Below are 18,246 nucleotides of genomic sequence, written 5' to 3'. Positions count from 1 at the left end.
ATTATTGCCCCAAGCGCTGCAGGATGTCCGGAACGTGGACCTGATCGGATTTATAGTTTCCGGTCAGCATGTACATCATGATGTTGACGCCGGTGCGGTAGGCATATTCGCGCTGGGACTCGTCCGGCGGCACGGTCGGCAGCAGCGGCGAACCGTTTTCATCCACGGCCCAGGCACCGGCAAGATCATTGCCCGTTATGATGATCGGCGTCACGCCGTCTGAGGTTGCGACCGCATTCGCGTCGCGGCGCATATCCTGGCGCGCTTCCACCCAGAGCGGGCTATCGGCATAGCGGCCGGGGAAGCTCGACAGAAGATAGAAGGATTTGGTCAGCACATGTCCCGCCGGCACCGGCTCCAAGGGCGGAATATCGAGATTGGCGAGGATCTGCTGCAGCCGCTGGCCGTTCGGGCTCGGTGTCGAGGTATCGCCCATCGTGTCGATGGCGTCACGGGTATCGAACAGCACGGTGCCGCCATTGCGCATATAGGCATCGATGCGGTTGATGGCGTCGTTGGAGGGCATCGGTGCTGTCGCTGAAACCGGCCAGTAGATAAGCGGGTAAAAGGCCAATTCGTCCTTGGTCAGGTCCAGCCCGACCGGAGGACCGGGCTCGAGCGTCGTGCGATAGGTGAGATAGTCGGAGAGGCCGGCAAGCCCGCGCTCGGAGATGTGATCGACTTCCGACTCGCCCGTCACGACATAGGCAAGATGCGTCTTGTCCAACCGCGAAAAGATGGTGTCGTCGCCGGGTTTTGAATCGTCGGCGAGAGCGCTTGCCGGATGCAGGAAGATGGAAAGCGAGGCCGCCAGCAGCAGCATCGCCGCGCCTCCGGCGATTGTCTTTGCCGATCTGCCCAGGCGCGGAAAGGCGCCATTCATGAACAATACGACCAGGCTGTCGGCCAGCAGGATCAGGAAGGCGAGGGTGAAAAGGATCGGCTTTGCCGACCAGGCTTCGCCGCCGATAAGGCCTTCGCGTGCGACCGAGCCGAGCGCCGAGGCATCCAGTGGTTTCAGTTCCGTGCCGCTCGGCAGGGTATTGAGCGCGGTAAAGCCCTCTTCGGAGCCGTAGAGGCCGGGTGGGTTGTCGAAACTCGCGACAGCGGCTCCCTTATTGTTCGGCTCCAGCGGGCGGGCGCTGCCGATTTCGCTGGTCAATACGCCCTTGGCCGTCAGAAGCCGGTAAGGCGGCATTGCCTCGCTTCCCTTGGCTGCGGCCCCTTCCGCCGGGGTGACACCACCGGCGTGGGACAGCTGCACGATCCGGCGCAGCATTTCGACGAAATCGCCTGATATCGGCAGGTCGGACCATTGCGGTTCGGCGCTGACGTGGAAGAGAACGATGCGGCCGGCCTGCATCTGCTTTTCGGTCACCAGCGGCGTGCCGTCGGCAAGGCTTGCCCAGGTACGTTCGGCCAGATCCGGCGTCGGCTCGGCCAGAACCTGCCGCTTGATCAGGACATCCTTGGGCTTCGGCATGCCGGCGAAGGGGCCGAAGGACGGGAAATCGGCGAGCGGCTGCGGCTCGGCCCAGGAAAGCGCGCCGCCGAAGGTGCGCTCGCCCTGCCGCAGCGTCACCGGAACGAGGGGATCGTCGGCGGGTGCCGCGGCAAGACGCGGGCCGGCGAAGCGGACGAGGGTGCCGCCATTCTGGATCCACTTCTGCAGCGGCGCATAGGTTTCCTGCGGCAGGCGACCGACATCGGCCATGATGATGACCGAGGGATTGCCGGCGAGCAATTCCGGGATCGATTTGGCGAGATCGGCGCTGTTCGGCTGGGTCAGGTCGGCATAGGGCTGGAGGGCGCGCTGGATATAGTAGAGCGGCGACAGGATCGGCTGGAATTCGTCGGCCGCCTGACCGGAGAGAAGTGCCACGCGCCGGCGCCGGAAACCATCGTCGAGCAGATAGACGCTGCCTGCGCTCGCCTGCCGGTCGAGGCTTATGCGGGCGAAATCATTGCGCATCTCGAAAGGAGCGGCAATGGAGCCGGTGGCGATTGTCTGGCCGTCGGCAAAATCAAGCGAACCGGCGGCGATCGGTCGTCCCTGGTTGTCCTGCGCGGTCAGCCCAAGGCGCATCGGGGCGGTGCCATTCAGGCGCGTTGCGGTGACGGTCATGTTGTTGGCGGTATTGGTCGCGCCGGTGAGTGCAATGATGTTTTGACCATCGCCTTCGATCATCCGCAGCTCGCTTGGCTGCAGCGCGGCGAGCCGGCTGACGATGTCGTCCTTGCCCTTGCTCTTGACGCCATCGGAGATGAAGGCGATCGTGCCGGGCCTGCTGCCGTTGAGCGCGGCCTTCACGGCATCGGCGGCACGCCCGCGATCCGGCACCAGCGGCCGCGGGTTCATGGCATGCAGCTTGTCACGGGCCGATGTCGCGGCACCCGGCGTCGCATCATTGTTCTGCTCGGCGGTGAAGGCGATTGAGACGGGAATCTCTTTCGCATCGGCATCGTCGATCAGCGCGTCGGCCGTTCGGACACGGCGCTCCCAATCCGAGACGCTGGCCCAGCTATTGTCGATCACCAATACCAGCGGGCCGCCGCTCGACAGCGTATTGGTACGCGGATTGAACATCGGATTGGCGATGGCGAGAATGACGAGGGCGGCCAGCAGCATGCGCAGCAGCGTCAGCCACCACGGGCTGCGCGCCGGCGTTTCCTCGCGCTTGAGGATGGCGGCCAGAATGCGCAGCGGCGGAAAGACTTCTGCCCGTGGCTGTGGCGGCGTGAGACGCAGCAGCCACCAGATCGCGGGCAGCAGGATCAAAGCGCCGAGGATGGCGGGCGAGGCGAATGCGAAGGAGAGACCACTCATGGCTGCCCTCCGGGAGCTACCCTGGCGGGCATGCCGGAAAGATACATATGCACGGCGACCAGCGCTTCGGAGGCCAGCCGGTCCGTGCGGTGGCTGATGAAGGTCCAGCCGAGATGGCGCAGCGACTGGCCGAGGTTTTCGCGGCGGCCGAGATAGGCGCGTCGATAGTCGTCGCGCAGGTTTTCCGCGCGGCCGGCAATGAGCTTCGAACCTGTTTCGGGATCGCTGAATTCGGTTCGTCCGCTATAGGGAAAGAGTTCTTCGGCCGGATCGGCCACCTCGATCACATGACCGCGCAAGCCCCGGCGCGCCAAAGGCCCGATGCTGCCCATGACGCGGTCGGTGTCATCGAGAAAATCGCCGATCAGCACAATGTCGCTCCAGCCGCGGATCATCGCCGTCTGCGGCAGGCCGCCTTCGAGAGGCGTGTGCATCAGGGCTGCCGCCAGCCGTTCGGCGGCATTGCGGGTCGAGACCGGCTCCATGATGCCGGGGCAGCCGATGCGTTCGCCGGAGCGGGAGAGAATTTCCGCCAGCGCCAGCATCAGGACGAGCGCACGGCTCTCCTTGGAGGCGTGGCCATAGGTCGATTTGTACATCATGGACGGCGACAGATCGGCCCAGAGCCAGATCGTGTGCGCCGCTTCCCATTCATGATCGCGGATATAGGTGTGATCGTCGCGGGCCGAGCGCCGCCAGTCGATGCGCGAAAGGCTTTCGCCTTCGGTATAGGGGCGGAATTGCCAGAAATTCTCGCCGATGCCGCGTTTACGCCGGCCGTGCCAGCCGGCGATGACGGTGTTGGCGATGCGCTTGGCTTCGACAAGGCAATCCGGCACGAGGGCGGCGCGACTACGGGCTCGGGAGAGGGCATCGTTGCCTGAGGTCGGTCTGACGATCTGTCCGATGGATGCCACGCGCTATACTCTCCTCGACATCCGGCTCATGGTCTCGGCTGTTTTAACAGCCCTGCGATGACATCGCGCACCGACATGCCTTCGGCGCGAGCCGCAAAGGTCAGCGCCATGCGGTGCTCGAGAATGGGTTCTGCCAGCGCATGCACGTCGTCGATCGACGGTGCAAGCCGGCCTTCATAAAGTGCGCGGGCACGGGCGCAAAGCATCATGGCCTGGCCGGCGCGCGGGCCGGGACCCCAGGCGACATGCTTGTCGGTCGAGGCATTGCCCTGGCCCGGGCGGGCGGAACGCACCAGAGACAGGATCGCATCGACCACGCCGTCACCAACCGGCATCTGCCGGATCAGCTGCTGGATTTCCAGCAGGCGCTCTGCATCGATGACCGCCTGCGGCGTCGCTTCGCTGAGACCGGTGGTCTCAAGCAGGATGCGGCGCTCGTCGGCAAGCTCGGGATAATCGACATCAACCTGCAGCAGGAAACGGTCGAGCTGGGCTTCCGGCAGCGGATAGGTGCCTTCCTGCTCGAGCGGGTTCTGCGTTGCGAGAACGTGGAAAGGAGCGGGCAGGTCATAACGCTGGCCGGCGATGGTGACGTGGTATTCCTGCATGGACTGAAGCAGGGCCGACTGCGTGCGCGGCGAGGCGCGGTTGATCTCGTCGGCCATCAGCAATTGCGCGAAGACCGGTCCCTTGACGAAGCGGAAGGAGCGGCGGCCGCTCTCGTCCTGATCCATCACTTCGGAGCCGAGAATATCCGAGGGCATGAGGTCGGGGGTGAACTGCACGCGGTTGGAGGCAAGGCCGAGGACTGCGCCGAGCGTGGTCACGAGCTTGGTTTTTGCAAGGCCGGGCACGCCGACGAGCAGGGCGTGACCGCCGGCGAGCACGGCCAGAAGCGTGTTCTCCACAACGCTTTCCTGGCCGAAAATGACCTTCGACACCTCCTCGCGAACGGCGGCAATATCGCTCAACGCCTTTTCGGCGGATGCGATGATGGCCTGCTCGTCGAGGCTCGTTTCGGTCGATTTGATCATGCCCATTTGCGTCTCCAATGGCAGAAAAACGGTGCGCGTGATTCGCAGACGTTACACATTTGCCTCATAATCAATACAACTTATCGCCACCAAGATAGCTGACAAGCACGTTTCAAATGACTATCTCGTGAGAACTGTCATATTCGTGACTAACGACCAACCGGGACAGAAGAATGGCAACCGAGGAAATCAAGGCAACGGGCGACGCTGCGAGCCTCGCGGCGCTGATTTCGCGCGCAGCCGGTGACAGCGGCGGCCGCAAGAAGGGTCTGCCGCCCGTCGATAGCTGGAATCCGCCGTTCTGCGGCGATATCGACATGGAAATCAGGGCCGACGGCACCTGGTTCTATCTGGGCACGCCGATCGGCCGCGCGCCGCTGGTGCGACTGTTTTCCACCGTCCTGCGCAAGGATGCCGATGAGAAGACCTATCTCGTCACGCCTGTGGAAAAAGTCGGTATTCGCGTCGTCGACGCGCCTTTCGTGGCTGTCGAGATGAGCGTGACGGAGCGCGATGGCAAGCGCGTGCTGACATTCCGCACGAATGTCGGCGATGTCGTCGAAGCGGGCAGGGACCATCCGATCCGCTTCGTCATCCGCGGCGAGAATGACGAATTGAAGCCCTACCTGCATGTGCGGGGGCGCCTGGAGGCGCTGGTGACGCGCGCGGTCATGTACGATCTCGTCGAACTCGGCGAACCCGTTGAAATCGCCGGGCGCGAGATGTTCTGCGTGCGCTCCGGCGGGACGATCTTCCCCGTCATGCCGGTTGCGGAACTGGATGCGCTGACTCGATGAGTGAATTCCCTCTTTATTCCGCAGATGAATTCCGCCGTCGCGCCCTCAATCAGAGCGGCGGCCCGATCGATCTCGCCTGGCGCGATCATGGCGATCATCTGCTTAATCCGGAGACCATATCGCAGGTCGCGGACCTGAAGCTGAAGGATGCTGCCGTACTCATACCGGTCGTCGACAGCGGCGAGGATGCCAAGGTCATCTTCACGCTGAGGACATCCACCCTGCGCAAGCATTCCGGTCAGATCGCCTTTCCGGGCGGCGCCATCGATCCGGAGGATGCCTCGCCGGAAATGGCGGCCATGCGCGAGGCGGGCGAGGAGATTGGGCTTGCCGATATCTTCATCGAGCCTGTCGGGCGGCTGCCGCATTATCTGGCTGCCACCGGTTTTCGCATTACGCCCATTCTCGCGGTCGTGAAGCCCGGCTTCGATCTGGCTCTCAATCCGACAGAAGTGGAGGATGCCTTCGAGGTGCCGCTCTCTTTTCTGATGAATCCCAGCCACCATGTCACCGACACGATGCTCTGGCAGGGGAGCGAACGGCATTTCTACCGCATGCCTTACGGTCAGCGCATGATATGGGGCATTACCGCGGGCATCGTCCGCACGCTTTATGAAAGGCTTTACACATGATGTCCGTTGCTGGTGAGGCCTGGTTTCGCGATAAGGCGTTGCAGCGGGTGCTGTCGTTGCTCGATGCCGATGGCGGCGAAGGGCGCGTCGTCGGCGGGGCGGTGCGCAACAGCCTGATGGGATTGCCGGTCGCCGATATCGACATAGCAACCACTCTCTTGCCGGAAGCCGTCGTCGAAAGAGCGGAGACGGCCGGGATCAAGGCGGTGCCGACGGGCATCGCGCACGGCACCGTGACCCTGGTAATTGACGGAAAACCGTTCGAAATCACCACCCTGCGGCACGATGTTGAAACGGACGGGCGCCGCGCCCGCGTCGCCTTCAGCCAGGATTGGCAGGCGGATGCCGAGCGGCGCGACCTGACGATCAACGCGCTCTACGCTTCGGCCGATGGCGAGGTCGTGGATCTCGTCGGCGGGCTCGCCGATCTCGAGCGGCGCAACATTCGCTTCATCGGCGATGCGGCGACGCGGATCGCCGAGGATCACTTGCGCATCCTGCGGTTCTTCCGCTTCTTCGCCTATTACGGCAGCGGCCGGCCGGATGCGGATGGGTTGCGGGCCTGTGCCGCTGCAAGGGAGAAGATATCAACGCTCTCGGCCGAGCGCATCTGGTCGGAAATGAAGAAGCTGCTGGCGGCTCAGGATCCGGGCAGGGCGCTGCTCTGGATGCGCCAGGTCGGCATATTGACCGAAGTGCTGGCGGAGACCGAGAAATGGGGCATCGACGCCGTTCCGGGGCTTGTCGCCACCGAACAGGCGCTCGGCTGGCCGACGGAGCCATTGCTGCGGCTTGCCGCCATCGTGCCGCCGGATGCCGCGAGACTTGCGAAGCTTGCGGAGCGGCTGCGTCTTTCGAAAGCCGAAGGCGCCTATCTCCAGGCATGGGCTAATGCGCCAGTCGTCAGGGACGATATCTCGGAAGCTGCCTTCGACCGCCTGCTTTATCGCCATGATCCTTCCGGCGTTGCGGTTCGGCTGAAACTGGCGCTGATAACCGCGCGGAGCAAGGCGGAGAGCGATTTCGAGGAGATGGGGCGTGCTGCGCGGCTGGGCAAATTGCTGGAACGGGCGGCAAAATGGAAAAAGCCCGCATTTCCGCTCAGCGGCGCGGATGCGCTGGCCGCGGGTATCGCCGCCGGGCCACGCGTTGGCGAACTCCTTGGCAAGCTAGAGCAGGAATGGCTCGACGGAAATTTTGCAATGAACCGGGCGAGCCTTCTCGCCCGACTGAAGGAATTGGCCGCTGCGTGATATCGAGGCCTCTTGCCGGCACCAGAGCATTTCCGCTTTTCTTCGAATCGCGAAAATGCCTATCTTCCTGTTTTACCACGCATTCCGGACGGAAAACCGCTGCGCACTTTTCCTGGAAGTGCTCTAATCAGGCCGCGTTGGCCTCGTCGCGGATGCGTGCCTTGATATTGTCGACCATGTTTTCCCGGATAGTTGTTTCGCCATGCGCTTCGCGCATGTGCTCGACGGCGCGGCGAACCACTTCGGCATCGTCCTTGGCGCGAGTATGCCAGGAGCAGCCGGGCACGAGCGTACCACATTCGAACAGTCGCATATCTTCCTCCTCATCATTCACTAGTTTCCGGTCCCTCACGCCCGAAAGGCATAGGGGCCGAAGGACACGGGACTAAACGCGGTGGACGGAAAAAGGTTTCTGCCGCCCGGCAAGCCTCCCGCTTGCCGGCGGCGGTCTTCCGGATTTCAATCCGGCATTGCCCAGGATTTGAAGCAGTCCGATGACTGATACTTCGTAATCGGTGCCTGTCCTGCCGAACGATCGGCCGCGAAGCGGGCGATGTCGTTCGGCGATTTGCCCGCCAACTGCATTCTCATCTGTTCGATGAAGCAGGATAGCGGCAGGTCGGATCCGCTGCGGATCCGCATATCTTCGGCCAGCCGGATGATGAACTCCGGACTATCGACCGTGCGTGAAAGTTTCTGCTCTTTCGAAGCTTCGGTGACTTGTTTCTCTGCTGCCATTACAACCTCCTCCGATTGAAACGAGCATTAGATCACTTAGGCACTCCTCCCGCCGATTTCAGGGCATTGTCCGATCAATTCATGTCGGACACCAAAGCGTGTCGCGATCTTTCAGATTCGCTGGTTACGCTCAGCATCGCCCGCTTTCGCATGTCGTTATCGCAAAACGCCGCCACCCTTGCGCGACCTGCATCAGGGCCAACGCACTACCGGCGGCAAAGACGAAAGAATGGACTCCACGTTGCCGCCCGTCTTCAGTCCGAATATTGTACCCCTATCGTACAGCAAATTGAACTCCACATAACGTCCGCGGCGAATTAATTGCTCGTCGCGGTCCTCTTCCGTCCATGTTTCGTTGAAATTGGAGCGGACGATGCGCGGGTAGACCATCGTGAAGGCGCGGCCGACGTCGCGCGTGAAGGCAAAATCGGCATTCCAGCCGCCGGCTTCTTCCGTAGAATGCAGCCAGTCGAAGAAGATGCCGCCGATGCCGCGCGGCTCGTTGCGGTGCTTCAGGAAGAAATATTCGTCGCACCAGTTCTTGTAATGCTGGTAGTCCGCGACGGCATGGCGATCGCAGACGATCTGCATGGCACGGTGGAAGAGCGCGCTGTCGGCATCTTCCTGGGTGCGCCGGCGATCGAGCATCGGCGTCAGATCGGCCCCGCCACCGAACCACTGGCTCGTCGTGACGACCATGCGGGTATTCATGTGCACGGTCGGCACGTTCGGATTGATGGGATGCGCAATCAGCGACAATCCGGAAGCCCAGAAGCGAGGATCTTCTTCGGCGCCTGGAATCTGGCTGCGAAAATCGGGGGAAAATTCGCCATGGACCGTCGATGTATGGACGCCGACTTTTTCGAAGACGCGGCCTTCCATCATCGACATGCGGCCGCCGCCGCCCTGGCCCTTGTCTCTTTGCCAGTCTTTGGCGACGAAGCGGCCCGGTTCCTGGTCGGAAAGAGGGCCGGTCAGCTCTTTCTCCAGCTGCTCGAATTCCGCGCAGATCGTGTCGCGCAGGCCTTCGAACCAGTGTCGCGCTGCTTCTTTCTTTTCTTCAATATCCTCGGGTAATCCCTTGGGAAGATTGGGTCGTTCCATGCATGCTCTCCGACGGCGCGAGCGGCCGGCGGCCCGCGATTCGCACTCTATGTATCGTGATTTGGAATATCAGCAAGATTGCGGCGCAGCCAGTGCAGCAACGTCGCAGGAGAATCGACTCGCAAATTTCACAATGCGGTATTATGTTCCCTCTCTCAAAGGCGAGGTTTTATCATGAGGATACCTGGACCGCCGCCCCTAGACGGGTTGAGACGCAGAATATTCCGTTACCGGCAGGAACATCCCACCGGCGGAAAAAGCGAATTCGTTCGCGAGACCTTTTGTTTGAGCCGCCCCGAAGCGCGTGAAAAGGCGCGCGAATGGTTCGATGAATTTCCGAAAGCCGCTTATTGGACTGAAGTCGAAAGCTGGCGTCAGATCGACGGCGATCGCATCGAATTCACCATGCGGCGCCTGCCCTCCGCGGATTGACCTAATATTTTACCGCCTTCAGTGGGCGATAGGCTCCGAAGTGCGTTCCCGTTTTCTCCTGGCTGGCTTGCGATGTGTCGCCAGCTCAATGCGGCTTGGGTGATTGTGCATCATCCGACAGGCCGGATGCGGGCGGCTGAGCGCTTGGCATGGGGCCTGTAGAGAAAGCTTTCTTGACCTTCTCGATCGTGGCCGTGTTGCCGCCGCCCGGAGCCGGTGGTGAGGGAGACCTTGTCTCCGGCATTGCCGGCGGTTCGGCCACGGCACCGCGCTTTGCGGCTTGGCGTTCCCCCGCCTTTTGATCTTCAACGATGGGCGATGCCGCAAGAATTTCCATCAGCGTGATGGTCACCGGCAGGTGGCCGCTCAAATCGGTGTTCGTGTGATGCCATGCCTGCGAAATGCGCCGATCGGCGTGGATGTACCGTCGTGAGTTGATCTCGCCGAACCAGTCCCACTCGCCCATGACATCGACGACATCGGTGAATACCGAGGGCATGGCGATGCGCGCGCCGATCGTCACGATCTTCGTACATCGCGCCAGTTCGGCGACCCGCCCTTCATCCTGCTTTAAGAGGTTATGCAGGGCGGCAGAAAGGACGAGATTGCCTTTGGAGTGGCCCGCCAGCAGAGGGAAGGAGAGGCGGGGATCGGCAAGAAGCGCTTGTACCGTTCTGGTGTCCAGGCTGGTGCGGGCAGCAGTTCCGTCACGCTGCGCTCCAACATTGGGCCGGCCGGCAAGATCATCCAGGCTTTCAAGCAGAGGCCGCAGTCCCCTCAAATGACCGAAGAAAAGCGATCCGCCGAAGGCTTCGGTGATGACATCGGCTATGCCGTAGCCCGAGACGACGACCGCGACCGGCGCGTCGACCGCATCGGCCACATTGCGGGCGAAGGCGGCCGCTCCGAGCGCGGAACCGCCGATGCCGGCGACTGCGAGCGCCCGGGCATCGCCGCCGCCGCGCAAGACGAATTCATCGATGGTTTCGCAGAGGGTGAGCGCCCCAAGACCGCTCGGCGGAACGAGCAGGATCGCGCCCTCGGCGGCGAGCGAGTCACTGATGTAAAAGGCTTCCTCGGGTGTGATGACCGTGACGTCGTAGAACAGCGCATCCAGAGCCAGGTTCCGCTGGCGAAAGCCTTCAAGCGCGAGGTTGCGCAAAGGGGAGTGCTGGAGCCGTTCGGGGAGGCTCAATGTGCGTGCGAACTGCGTAAGGGAAAGCGTGAATGCCGTCTGGAACATGGGGTCACCTCGCCAAGGTTGCCTGAGTTAGAGCATTCCAGGGCGAAGCTTCTCACACTTTATCCGGCGTGCCAACGCCTATTCGGTGCGACATTCAAGCCTGGCGCGGCCCCGGTGCGGCAAGCGGCTGCTACCGCATGATTCCTTAAATCGGATCGATTTAAGGACAAAATTATGCGGCAGCTTTAAAGTGCTACAGCGACCTTTGCGCGTCACATGTGACGCGCGGCGCTGTAGTGCGTTTGCCGCAAGGCTTCCCCCGATATCATGGCTGCCGACATCGCGACATTGATGGAGCGTTGGCCCTCGACCATGGGGATCAGGATCCGGCCATCGGCCTTTTCGTGCACATGCTCCGGCACACCGGCGCTTTCGCGGCCGAAGAGGAGAATATCGTCGTCGCGGAAGGCAAAATCCGTGTAGCGTTGCGCCGCCTTCGTCGAGGCCAGCACCAGCCGTCGTCCGCTTTCCCGCCGCCATGCCTCGAAGCGTTCCCAGTTGACGTGCCTGGTGAGGGTAACTGCGGTCAGGTAATCCATGCCGGCGCGCTTCAGATTGCGATCCGATATGTCGAAGCCGGCCGGCTCGATGATGTCGACGCCGAGGCCGAGACAGGCGGCAAGCCGCAGGATCGTGCCGGTGTTGCCGGGGATGTCGGGTTGATAAAGGGCGATGCGGAGCTTGGTCATGCGCTGCAACTAGCGAAAACACCCGAATTTGTCTTCGATTTTCGTCGATCCCTCGATTTTTGTGATGTTTCCCATCAGCACAATTGAAGGTTTCAGCCCATTTTTCAGGCATATTTCGCTTTTCAAAAAGAGAAATGCGCGCTAAAAGACACTCGCTCTACAACCAGCGAAATAGGAGGCGCAGATGGATATCACCTTTGTAATGATGCGCCCCCGTGCCGTGAACACGGTTCTGATCAGGGCGCTTTAAGGCGCTCCTTCGCAGGTACCTCCTTTTTTGATTCATTTCGCGGCTAGTATGGCCTCGTTCTTTCATCGCCCGGCCACCATATCAATCTGCGACTTTTAGGCGCAGCAGGTGGTCAAAAGGTCGAGTCTCTGGAGCATTTCAATGTTTGGCTGGTTCGAACGCCGACTAAATCCATTCCCGAGCGAGGTGCCGGACACTCCGCCGCGCGGCCTCTTCGCCTTCTGCTGGCACTATTCCAAGCCGGCCTTGCCGTGGCTGATCGCCATGAGCATCCTTACCATGTCGATCGCGATCGGCGAGGTGGCTCTGTTCAAATTCCTCGGCGATATCGTCGACTGGCTGACGAAGGCGGACAGGGCGACCTTCCTGCAGACCGAATGGCACAAGCTGTTCTGGATGGGCGCGATGGTGCTCGTCGGCCTGCCGCTTGCGGCGATACTCGACAGCTTCATCATGCATCAGGTGCTGCTCGGCAACTATCCGATGATCGCGCGCTGGCAGATGCATCGTTTCCTGCTGCGCCACAGCATGACCTTTTTCGCCAACGAGTTCGCGGGCCGCGTCGCCACCAAGGTAATGCAGACCTCGCTGGCCGTGCGCGAAACGGTCATGAAGATTCTCGACGTCTTCGTCTATGTGGTGACGTATTTTCTGTCGATGATCCTCGTCATCGCGGCCGCTGATTGGCGACTGATGTTCCCGATCCTCCTTTGGCTCGGCATCTACGTGGCCATCGTTGCCTATTTCGTGCCGGTGTTGCGCAAGATCGCCGCGCAGCAGGCCGATGCACGCTCGACGATGACAGGCCGCGTGGTCGACAGCTACACCAACATTGCCACGGTGAAGCTCTTCTCACACGCGGGTCGTGAAGAGACCTATGCTAAGGCCGGCATGGAGGAATTCCTCAATACCGTCCATAAGCAGATGCGTAAGGTGACGCTGTTCCACGCCTCCGTCTATTTCAACAACTGCGCTGCGCTGTTCATCGTTTCGGCTCTGTCCATCTGGTTCTGGCTCAGCGGTTCGATCTCGGTCGGCTCCATCGCCATTGCCATTGGCCTTGCCATGCGCGTCAACGGCATGTCGCAGTGGGTGATGTGGGAAGTTTCGGCGCTCTTCGAAAACATCGGCACCGTCTATGACGGCATGGAGATGATGGCGAAGCCGCACGACATCGTCGACAAGCCGGCTGCTTCGCCGATCGCGGCCAAGCAGGGAGCGATCCGGTTCGACCAGATTCGCTTCCACTATGGCAAGGCGAAGGGTGTGATCGAGGATCTGAGCCTCGACATCCGCGCGGGCGAGAAGGTCGGCCTCGTCGGCCGGTCCGGTGCCGGCAAGACGACTCTGATGAACCTGCTGTTGCGCTTCTACGATCTGGAGAGCGGCCGCATCACCATCGACGGCCACGATATCGCCGGGGTGACGCAGGACAGCCTTCGCTCGATGATCGGCGTGGTGACGCAGGATACGTCGCTGCTGCATCGCTCGATCCGCGACAACATCGCCTATGGCCGTCCGGATGCGACCGACGAAGAGGTGATCCAGGCGGCCAAGCGTGCCAATGCCTGGGAATTCATCGAAGGGCTGGTCGACATGCAGGGGCGCACGGGACTGGATGCGCAGGTCGGCGAGCGTGGCGTCAAGCTTTCCGGCGGCCAGAGGCAGCGTGTCGCGATCGCCCGCGTCTTCCTGAAGGACGCGCCGATCCTGGTGCTCGACGAGGCAACCTCGGCGCTCGATTCCGAAGTGGAAGCGGCGATCCAGGAAAACCTCTTCGCCCTGATGCACGGCAAGACGGTGATCGCCATCGCCCACCGCCTGTCGACGCTGACCGAGATGGACCGCCTCGTCGTTCTCGACAAGGGCCGGATCATCGAGATGGGCTCGCATCAGGAGCTCGTCCAGAATGGCGGCATCTATGCCGAGCTTTGGAGCCGGCAGTCCGGTGGCTTCCTCGCCGATCACGAAGAGGTCGAGGCGGCAGCACAATAATGGACAGGGCAACTGGGGCGCTGAGGCGCCCCAGTTGTTGTTTCCAGGTCCCTTTCGGCCATACTGTCTTCGCAGCACAAGGGCCGAGCCGATCAGGAAGAGGCCAAGGCGGCTATCTCCCCAAAATCAAAACGCAACAACGACGTGGAAGACGGCAATGCGCGCTAACGGCTCGCAAGGGCAAGTTGTACTGCGAGCAATCCGAATGCGGTCGCGAAGCTTCGACGCATCCACGACTGAACAGTCGGATTTGAGACGATATGGCGGCGCAAATAGGCCGCGAACACACCATATCCCGCGAAAATGATGAAGGTGAGTGCCATGAATACCAGGCAAAGCTTCAGCATCAGCGTAATCGGACTTGTCTGGTCCGGCATCACGAATTGAGGCAGGAAGGCGAAGAAAAAGATCGATAATTTCGGATTGAGCAAATTAATCAGGATTGCCGAGCCAATCACTTGCCGCGTGCTTTTGTCGGTCGGCGCACCGTCGACGCGCAAAACACCCCGCTCTAAAAACATCGACCAGGCCATGTAAAGCAGATAGGCGACGCCGAGCCATTTCAGCGCTTGAAACGCCACGGCGCTGGTGTGCAGGAGTGCTGCAAGGCCACTTATCGCGGCAAGCAAATGCGGGATGATGCCAAGTGTGCACCCGAACGCCGCGACCATACTCGCCCTCGCGCCGCCCGATAATCCGGCAGCGAGCGTGTAGATTGCTCCGGTGCCGGGAGACGCCACGATGATAAGGGTCGTTATCAGAAACTCCATGCTCATGCGATTGCCCCCATGGACGAGCAGCATGTTGGCGACAAGGCTTGAGCCGACGTGCTTATTTCGGCTGCCGATCCGCGCAAGGCGTCCGGGTGGGCCGCAGGCGAAGCTTTCCCAACGATGAAAGCCGCAATCGCACTGCTTCGAGCGGCGGAACACCCGATTGGCCGGTTCGTCGCGGGCCAGGGGTGGATTGACGACGGATGCCGCGGATACACCGCATCGGCTTGAGGGAAAATAGAGGGCATGAATCTCACTCGATGATGGCTTCAGGCAATATCGGCGCGTCGTGTTCTCCGGTCTTGAATGAAATTGCGGGTCGGTCGCGATCTCGCGTCGCTTCATTACGCACAGATGGGGCATTCTAACGAAAATGTAACCTTCGCGATGACCTGTCTTTACTTTCCGGCTCTGCGGAAATTCCCTATATCGCTTCCATGTTCATCCGCACCGTGTTCCGTCTGTTCGAGACCTGGATTGATCCCTATTACCGCCGCGGCGATCTCCGGCCGCCGCGGCCGCTCGGCGCCTTCATCTGGTATTATGTCAGTCAGGCCAAGGGTCCCTTCGTGGCGATGGCCGCGCTTGGCGGGGCCGTCGCCATGCTCGAGGCGGCGCTGTTCTGGTTTGTCGGCCATCTGGTCGATATTCTCGACAAGGTGAAGCCGGGCGAGGGGTGGAGCGGGTTGCTCGCCGGTCACGGCGCTGCGCTGCTCGCCATGGTCTTCGTCGTGCTCGTCGTGCGCTTCGTGGTCGTGAGCCTCGGCGCACTGGTCGAGGAGCAGGTAGTTGTTCCCGGCTTTCTCAACCTCGTGCGCTGGCAGGCCTACCGGCATGTGGCGAGACAGTCGGTCGAGTTCTTCCAGAATGATTTTTCCGGCCGCGTCGTCACCAAGGTCTGGTCGGCGGGGCAAGCGACGGGCGATCTCGTCGTATCGCTGCTGCAGGTCGTCTGGTTCATCATCATCTATGCCGCCTCGACCATCGCGCTGGTCGGCGGACTGGATTGGCGGCTCGCAGCTGTCATTGCGGTCTGGATCGGCGTTTTCTCCATGCTTGCCCGCTATTTCGTGCCGCGCATTCGCCGGCATGCGCGCAATGCGGCGGAGGCGTCCTCGATGCTGAACGGGCGCATGGTCGATGCCTATGCCAATATTCAGACGCTGAAGCTCTTCGGCCGCGAAGAGCAGAACGACCACTATATCCGCAGCGGCTTCGACCGTTTCCAGGCGGCCGTCATGCCGTTTACGCGGCTTCTGACCGGCGTGCGTTCGTCGCTGGCGCTGCTTTCCGGCGTCATGATCACCACCATCGGCGCGCTGGCCGTCCATCTCTGGCTGGCAGGCGAGATTTCGACCGGAGGCGTCGCCTTCACGCTCAGCATGGTGCTGCGGCTGAACATGCTCTTCGGCCGCATGATGGCACAATTCAACGCCATCATGCGCAATCTCGGCACGATCCAGAATTCGGCCGAGATGATCTCCGAGCCGATCGGCCTTGTCGATCGGCCCGATGCCAAGGACCTGATCGTCACCGGTCCTGAAATCCGCTTCGACGATATCACTTTCCACTATGGGCGGGGCGGCGGCGTCATCGACAATTTCTCCCTTAACCTGGCTGCCGGCGAGAAGGTCGGCATCGTCGGCCGGTCGGGTGCGGGCAAGACGACGCTCGTCAATCTGCTGCTGCGCTTCTATGATCTCGAGGGCGGTCGTATCCTGATCGACGGCCAGGATATTGCCGGCGTGCGGCAGGAAACGTTGCGCGGCGCGATCGGCATGGTGACGCAGGATACGGCACTGCTCAATCGCTCCATTCGCGACAACATCCTCTTCGGCCGCCCCGATGCCAGCGACGAGCAGATGGTGGAGGCGGCGCGACAGGTAGAGGCGGATCGCTTCATTGCCGCTGTGGAGGATCAGAAGGGGCGCACGGCCTATGCGGCCCATGTCGGCGAGCGCGGCGTCAAGCTTTCGGGCGGCCAGCGCCAGCGCATCGCTATTGCACGCGTCATGCTGAAGGACGCGCCGATCCTGGTGCTCGACGAGGCGACATCGGCGCTGGATTCAGAGGCCGAGGCCGTGCTTCAAGCCAATCTGGATATGCTGATGAAGGGCAAGACCGTCCTGGCGATCGCCCACCGGCTGTCGACCATTGCCAAGCTCAACCGGCTGGTCGTCGTGGACAAGGGCAAGATCATCGAGGAGGGCACGCATGACCAGCTGATTGCCCACGGCGGCCTCTATTCGGAGCTCTGGGCCCGCCAGTCCGGCGGGTTCATCGCGGCGGATGCCGATTGATCGCATCAGATCTAATTGACTGCGGCGTCGTTTGAACCACCGGGGCGAGGGACACTGAACTCCGTCATCAAGCCGAAATGGTTCGAGCCCATCGCATCTCGGATCTGCCTGACGGATACCAACCGGAGCGGCGCGCGGGCAAAGACGTGATCGATGCTGATGCCGTAGGCGCCAGCCGCGATCGGCCAGGTCGCAGGCTCGGGGAAGGCATGGCGAAGGCCGGTCGTGGCCAGAAAATCGCACATGTCGGGTGTGATGACAGAGGCGTTGAAGTCTCCCGCCAGAATCAATGGCCCTTTCACGTCGTTGAGGGCAGGGGCGAGAAGACCGAGCTCGATCTGATGGAATGCATCGAAATAGGGCTTGCTCAAATGAGCAGAGGCGAAATTGACCGGCTGGCCATCCATGTCGATGGTGGCCAGAATGAAGCGATTGTCCCAAAGGCTGCCGAGGCTGCGCATGAGCTGGGTCTGGAACGGCCTTTTCGATAGCAGCAGGGAGTCGCAATCGGGAGTCATCACGCCGCAACCGATGCGGTAAGGATAGATCTTGGCGATGCGATCCATCTCGGAAAGGATTGGTCCCGCTTCGAAAATTTCGACGACGTCGGCTTTCGAGGTGACGATGAGATCGGCGATACGGGCGCCGTTTTCGAAATTGCTGTCCTCGATGTTGAAGGACAGGAGCCCGAAATGTCCGCCGCCCGCCTCCGCCGAAGCGACAAGCGAAGACGCTGCGTATTCCTGCAGCATGAGGACCGAATGGACCAGCAGCACGCTTCCCGCCGCGGTCAGGAGTAGCGCGTACCAGTGACGCTTGAAGACGAATGCGATCAAGGCAAGCAGGATCGCAAAGAGACTTACGTGGGCCTGCAGGCTTTCGAAGAAGCCCAATAACCAGGAATCGGCGACATAGCGTGCCGCAAGAATCCCCAGCGCCAGCGTGGAGAGAACGCATAGAACGCAATAAATCGTGTGTCTCATGGCAAGTTCTCGTGCTTCATGTTCCGATGTTTTGACGGCACAAGGCAACGGTGACAATCGTCCACAAATCGCAAGACAAATCCATTTGGTTTTAAGAGGTAAAGGCTCATGCCGACGATGGACCAAAGATGCGACGACCGTGGCAATTTTGCAATGCAGCATTGAAATTACTGCTTATTTTGCCGTGCGGCACGAAAAAATACTATGTGATTCCACTGTTTTTTCATGCGCTTAACCTCGAGCTGTCGCAACAAGGGAGCTTAAGCTTCGGGCCTGCGA

At 61.2% G+C, this 18,246-nt stretch carries 16 protein-coding genes; 6 read left to right on the top strand and 10 right to left on the bottom strand.

Annotated elements, in window-relative coordinates; all coding sequences use genetic code 11:
* Window position 1: 1 nt before the first annotated feature.
* The 3 genes from CCGE531_RS13330 to CCGE531_RS13320 are packed head-to-tail and all read right to left on the bottom strand — an operon-like array spanning window position 2 to window position 4,784.
* Window positions 2-2,827, bottom strand: a complete 2,826-nt coding sequence (locus CCGE531_RS13330; RefSeq protein ID WP_120664593.1) for a DUF4159 domain-containing protein — start codon at window positions 2,825-2,827, stop codon at window positions 2-4.
* A complete protein-coding gene (locus CCGE531_RS13325) occupies window positions 2,824-3,744 on the bottom strand; it encodes a DUF58 domain-containing protein (protein WP_120664592.1) in 921 nt (306 codons plus the stop codon). Before CCGE531_RS13325 ends, CCGE531_RS13330 begins: the two co-directional genes overlap by 4 nt.
* Before the next feature lie 26 nt (window positions 3,745-3,770).
* On the bottom strand, window positions 3,771-4,784 hold the full coding sequence (locus CCGE531_RS13320; RefSeq protein ID WP_120664591.1) for a MoxR family ATPase: 1,014 nt from the start codon (window positions 4,782-4,784) through the stop codon (window positions 3,771-3,773).
* A gap of 167 nt (window positions 4,785-4,951) precedes the next feature.
* Here CCGE531_RS13320 and CCGE531_RS13315 point away from each other — a divergent pair, with 167 nt between their 5' ends.
* From CCGE531_RS13315 to CCGE531_RS13305, 3 genes are read left to right on the top strand one after another with little or no spacing between them, the layout of a single operon-like run.
* Window positions 4,952-5,575: a DUF1285 domain-containing protein gene (locus CCGE531_RS13315; protein WP_120664590.1), complete on the top strand. Its 624-nt coding sequence runs from the start codon at window positions 4,952-4,954 to the stop codon at window positions 5,573-5,575.
* Entirely contained in the window at window positions 5,572-6,207 is a 636-nt protein-coding gene (locus tag CCGE531_RS13310) for a CoA pyrophosphatase (RefSeq protein ID WP_120664589.1), read from the top strand. Before CCGE531_RS13315 ends, CCGE531_RS13310 begins: the two co-directional genes overlap by 4 nt.
* Complete coding sequence (locus CCGE531_RS13305; protein ID WP_120664588.1) at window positions 6,204-7,460, top strand: CCA tRNA nucleotidyltransferase; 1,257 nt, start codon at window positions 6,204-6,206, stop codon at window positions 7,458-7,460. The genes CCGE531_RS13310 and CCGE531_RS13305 overlap by 4 nt, the downstream gene beginning before the upstream one ends.
* A gap of 127 nt (window positions 7,461-7,587) precedes the next feature.
* Here CCGE531_RS13305 and CCGE531_RS13300 read toward each other — a convergent pair whose 3' ends face one another.
* From CCGE531_RS13300 to hemF, 3 genes are all read right to left on the bottom strand, one after another.
* Window positions 7,588-7,773, bottom strand: coding sequence for a DUF1059 domain-containing protein (locus CCGE531_RS13300; protein ID WP_120664587.1), 186 nt, complete (start codon window positions 7,771-7,773; stop codon window positions 7,588-7,590).
* 146 nt (window positions 7,774-7,919) lie between these two features.
* Window positions 7,920-8,198 (bottom strand): hypothetical protein, encoded by a 279-nt coding sequence (locus CCGE531_RS13295; protein WP_120664586.1) that lies wholly within the window; start codon window positions 8,196-8,198, stop codon window positions 7,920-7,922.
* A gap of 192 nt (window positions 8,199-8,390) precedes the next feature.
* On the bottom strand, window positions 8,391-9,302 hold the full coding sequence (gene hemF / locus CCGE531_RS13290; RefSeq protein WP_120664585.1) for an oxygen-dependent coproporphyrinogen oxidase: 912 nt from the start codon (window positions 9,300-9,302) through the stop codon (window positions 8,391-8,393).
* Between the two features lie 171 nt (window positions 9,303-9,473).
* Between hemF and CCGE531_RS13285 the strand changes: the two genes are divergently transcribed.
* Window positions 9,474-9,734, top strand: a complete 261-nt coding sequence (locus CCGE531_RS13285) for a hypothetical protein (protein ID WP_162943952.1) — start codon at window positions 9,474-9,476, stop codon at window positions 9,732-9,734.
* 85 nt (window positions 9,735-9,819) lie between these two features.
* On the opposite strand, the gene CCGE531_RS13280 is transcribed toward CCGE531_RS13285, so the two are convergent.
* Together CCGE531_RS13280 and CCGE531_RS13275 are read right to left on the bottom strand one after the other, a co-directional pair.
* A complete protein-coding gene (locus CCGE531_RS13280) occupies window positions 9,820-10,977 on the bottom strand; it encodes a hypothetical protein (protein ID WP_120664583.1) in 1,158 nt (385 codons plus the stop codon).
* A 212-nt stretch (window positions 10,978-11,189) separates the two neighbouring features.
* A complete protein-coding gene (locus CCGE531_RS13275; RefSeq protein WP_120664582.1) occupies window positions 11,190-11,666 on the bottom strand; it encodes a tRNA (cytidine(34)-2'-O)-methyltransferase in 477 nt (158 codons plus the stop codon).
* Between the two features lie 391 nt (window positions 11,667-12,057).
* Here CCGE531_RS13275 and CCGE531_RS13270 point away from each other — a divergent pair, with 391 nt between their 5' ends.
* Window positions 12,058-13,911: an ABC transporter ATP-binding protein gene (locus CCGE531_RS13270; protein ID WP_120664581.1), complete on the top strand. Its 1,854-nt coding sequence runs from the start codon at window positions 12,058-12,060 to the stop codon at window positions 13,909-13,911.
* Window positions 13,912-14,075: 164 nt separating this feature from the next.
* Here the strand turns inward: CCGE531_RS13270 and CCGE531_RS13265 are convergent, their stop codons facing one another.
* Window positions 14,076-14,687 (bottom strand): LysE family translocator, encoded by a 612-nt coding sequence (locus CCGE531_RS13265; RefSeq protein ID WP_120666798.1) that lies wholly within the window; start codon window positions 14,685-14,687, stop codon window positions 14,076-14,078.
* A 434-nt stretch (window positions 14,688-15,121) separates the two neighbouring features.
* On the opposite strand from CCGE531_RS13265, the gene CCGE531_RS13260 reads away from it, so the two are divergent.
* Window positions 15,122-16,984, top strand: coding sequence for an ABC transporter ATP-binding protein (locus CCGE531_RS13260; RefSeq protein ID WP_120664580.1), 1,863 nt, complete (start codon window positions 15,122-15,124; stop codon window positions 16,982-16,984).
* A gap of 11 nt (window positions 16,985-16,995) precedes the next feature.
* Here the strand turns inward: CCGE531_RS13260 and CCGE531_RS13255 are convergent, their stop codons facing one another.
* Entirely contained in the window at window positions 16,996-17,967 is a 972-nt protein-coding gene (locus CCGE531_RS13255) for an endonuclease/exonuclease/phosphatase family protein (RefSeq protein ID WP_120664579.1), read from the bottom strand.
* Between the last annotated feature and the right edge of the window lie 279 nt (window positions 17,968-18,246).

This window comes from Rhizobium sp. CCGE531, from assembly GCF_003627795.1.
Classification (GTDB): Bacteria; Pseudomonadota; Alphaproteobacteria; order Rhizobiales; family Rhizobiaceae; genus Rhizobium.
Note: the sequence above shows the minus strand (reverse complement) of the source record. Positions and strands in the feature narration are given on the sequence as shown.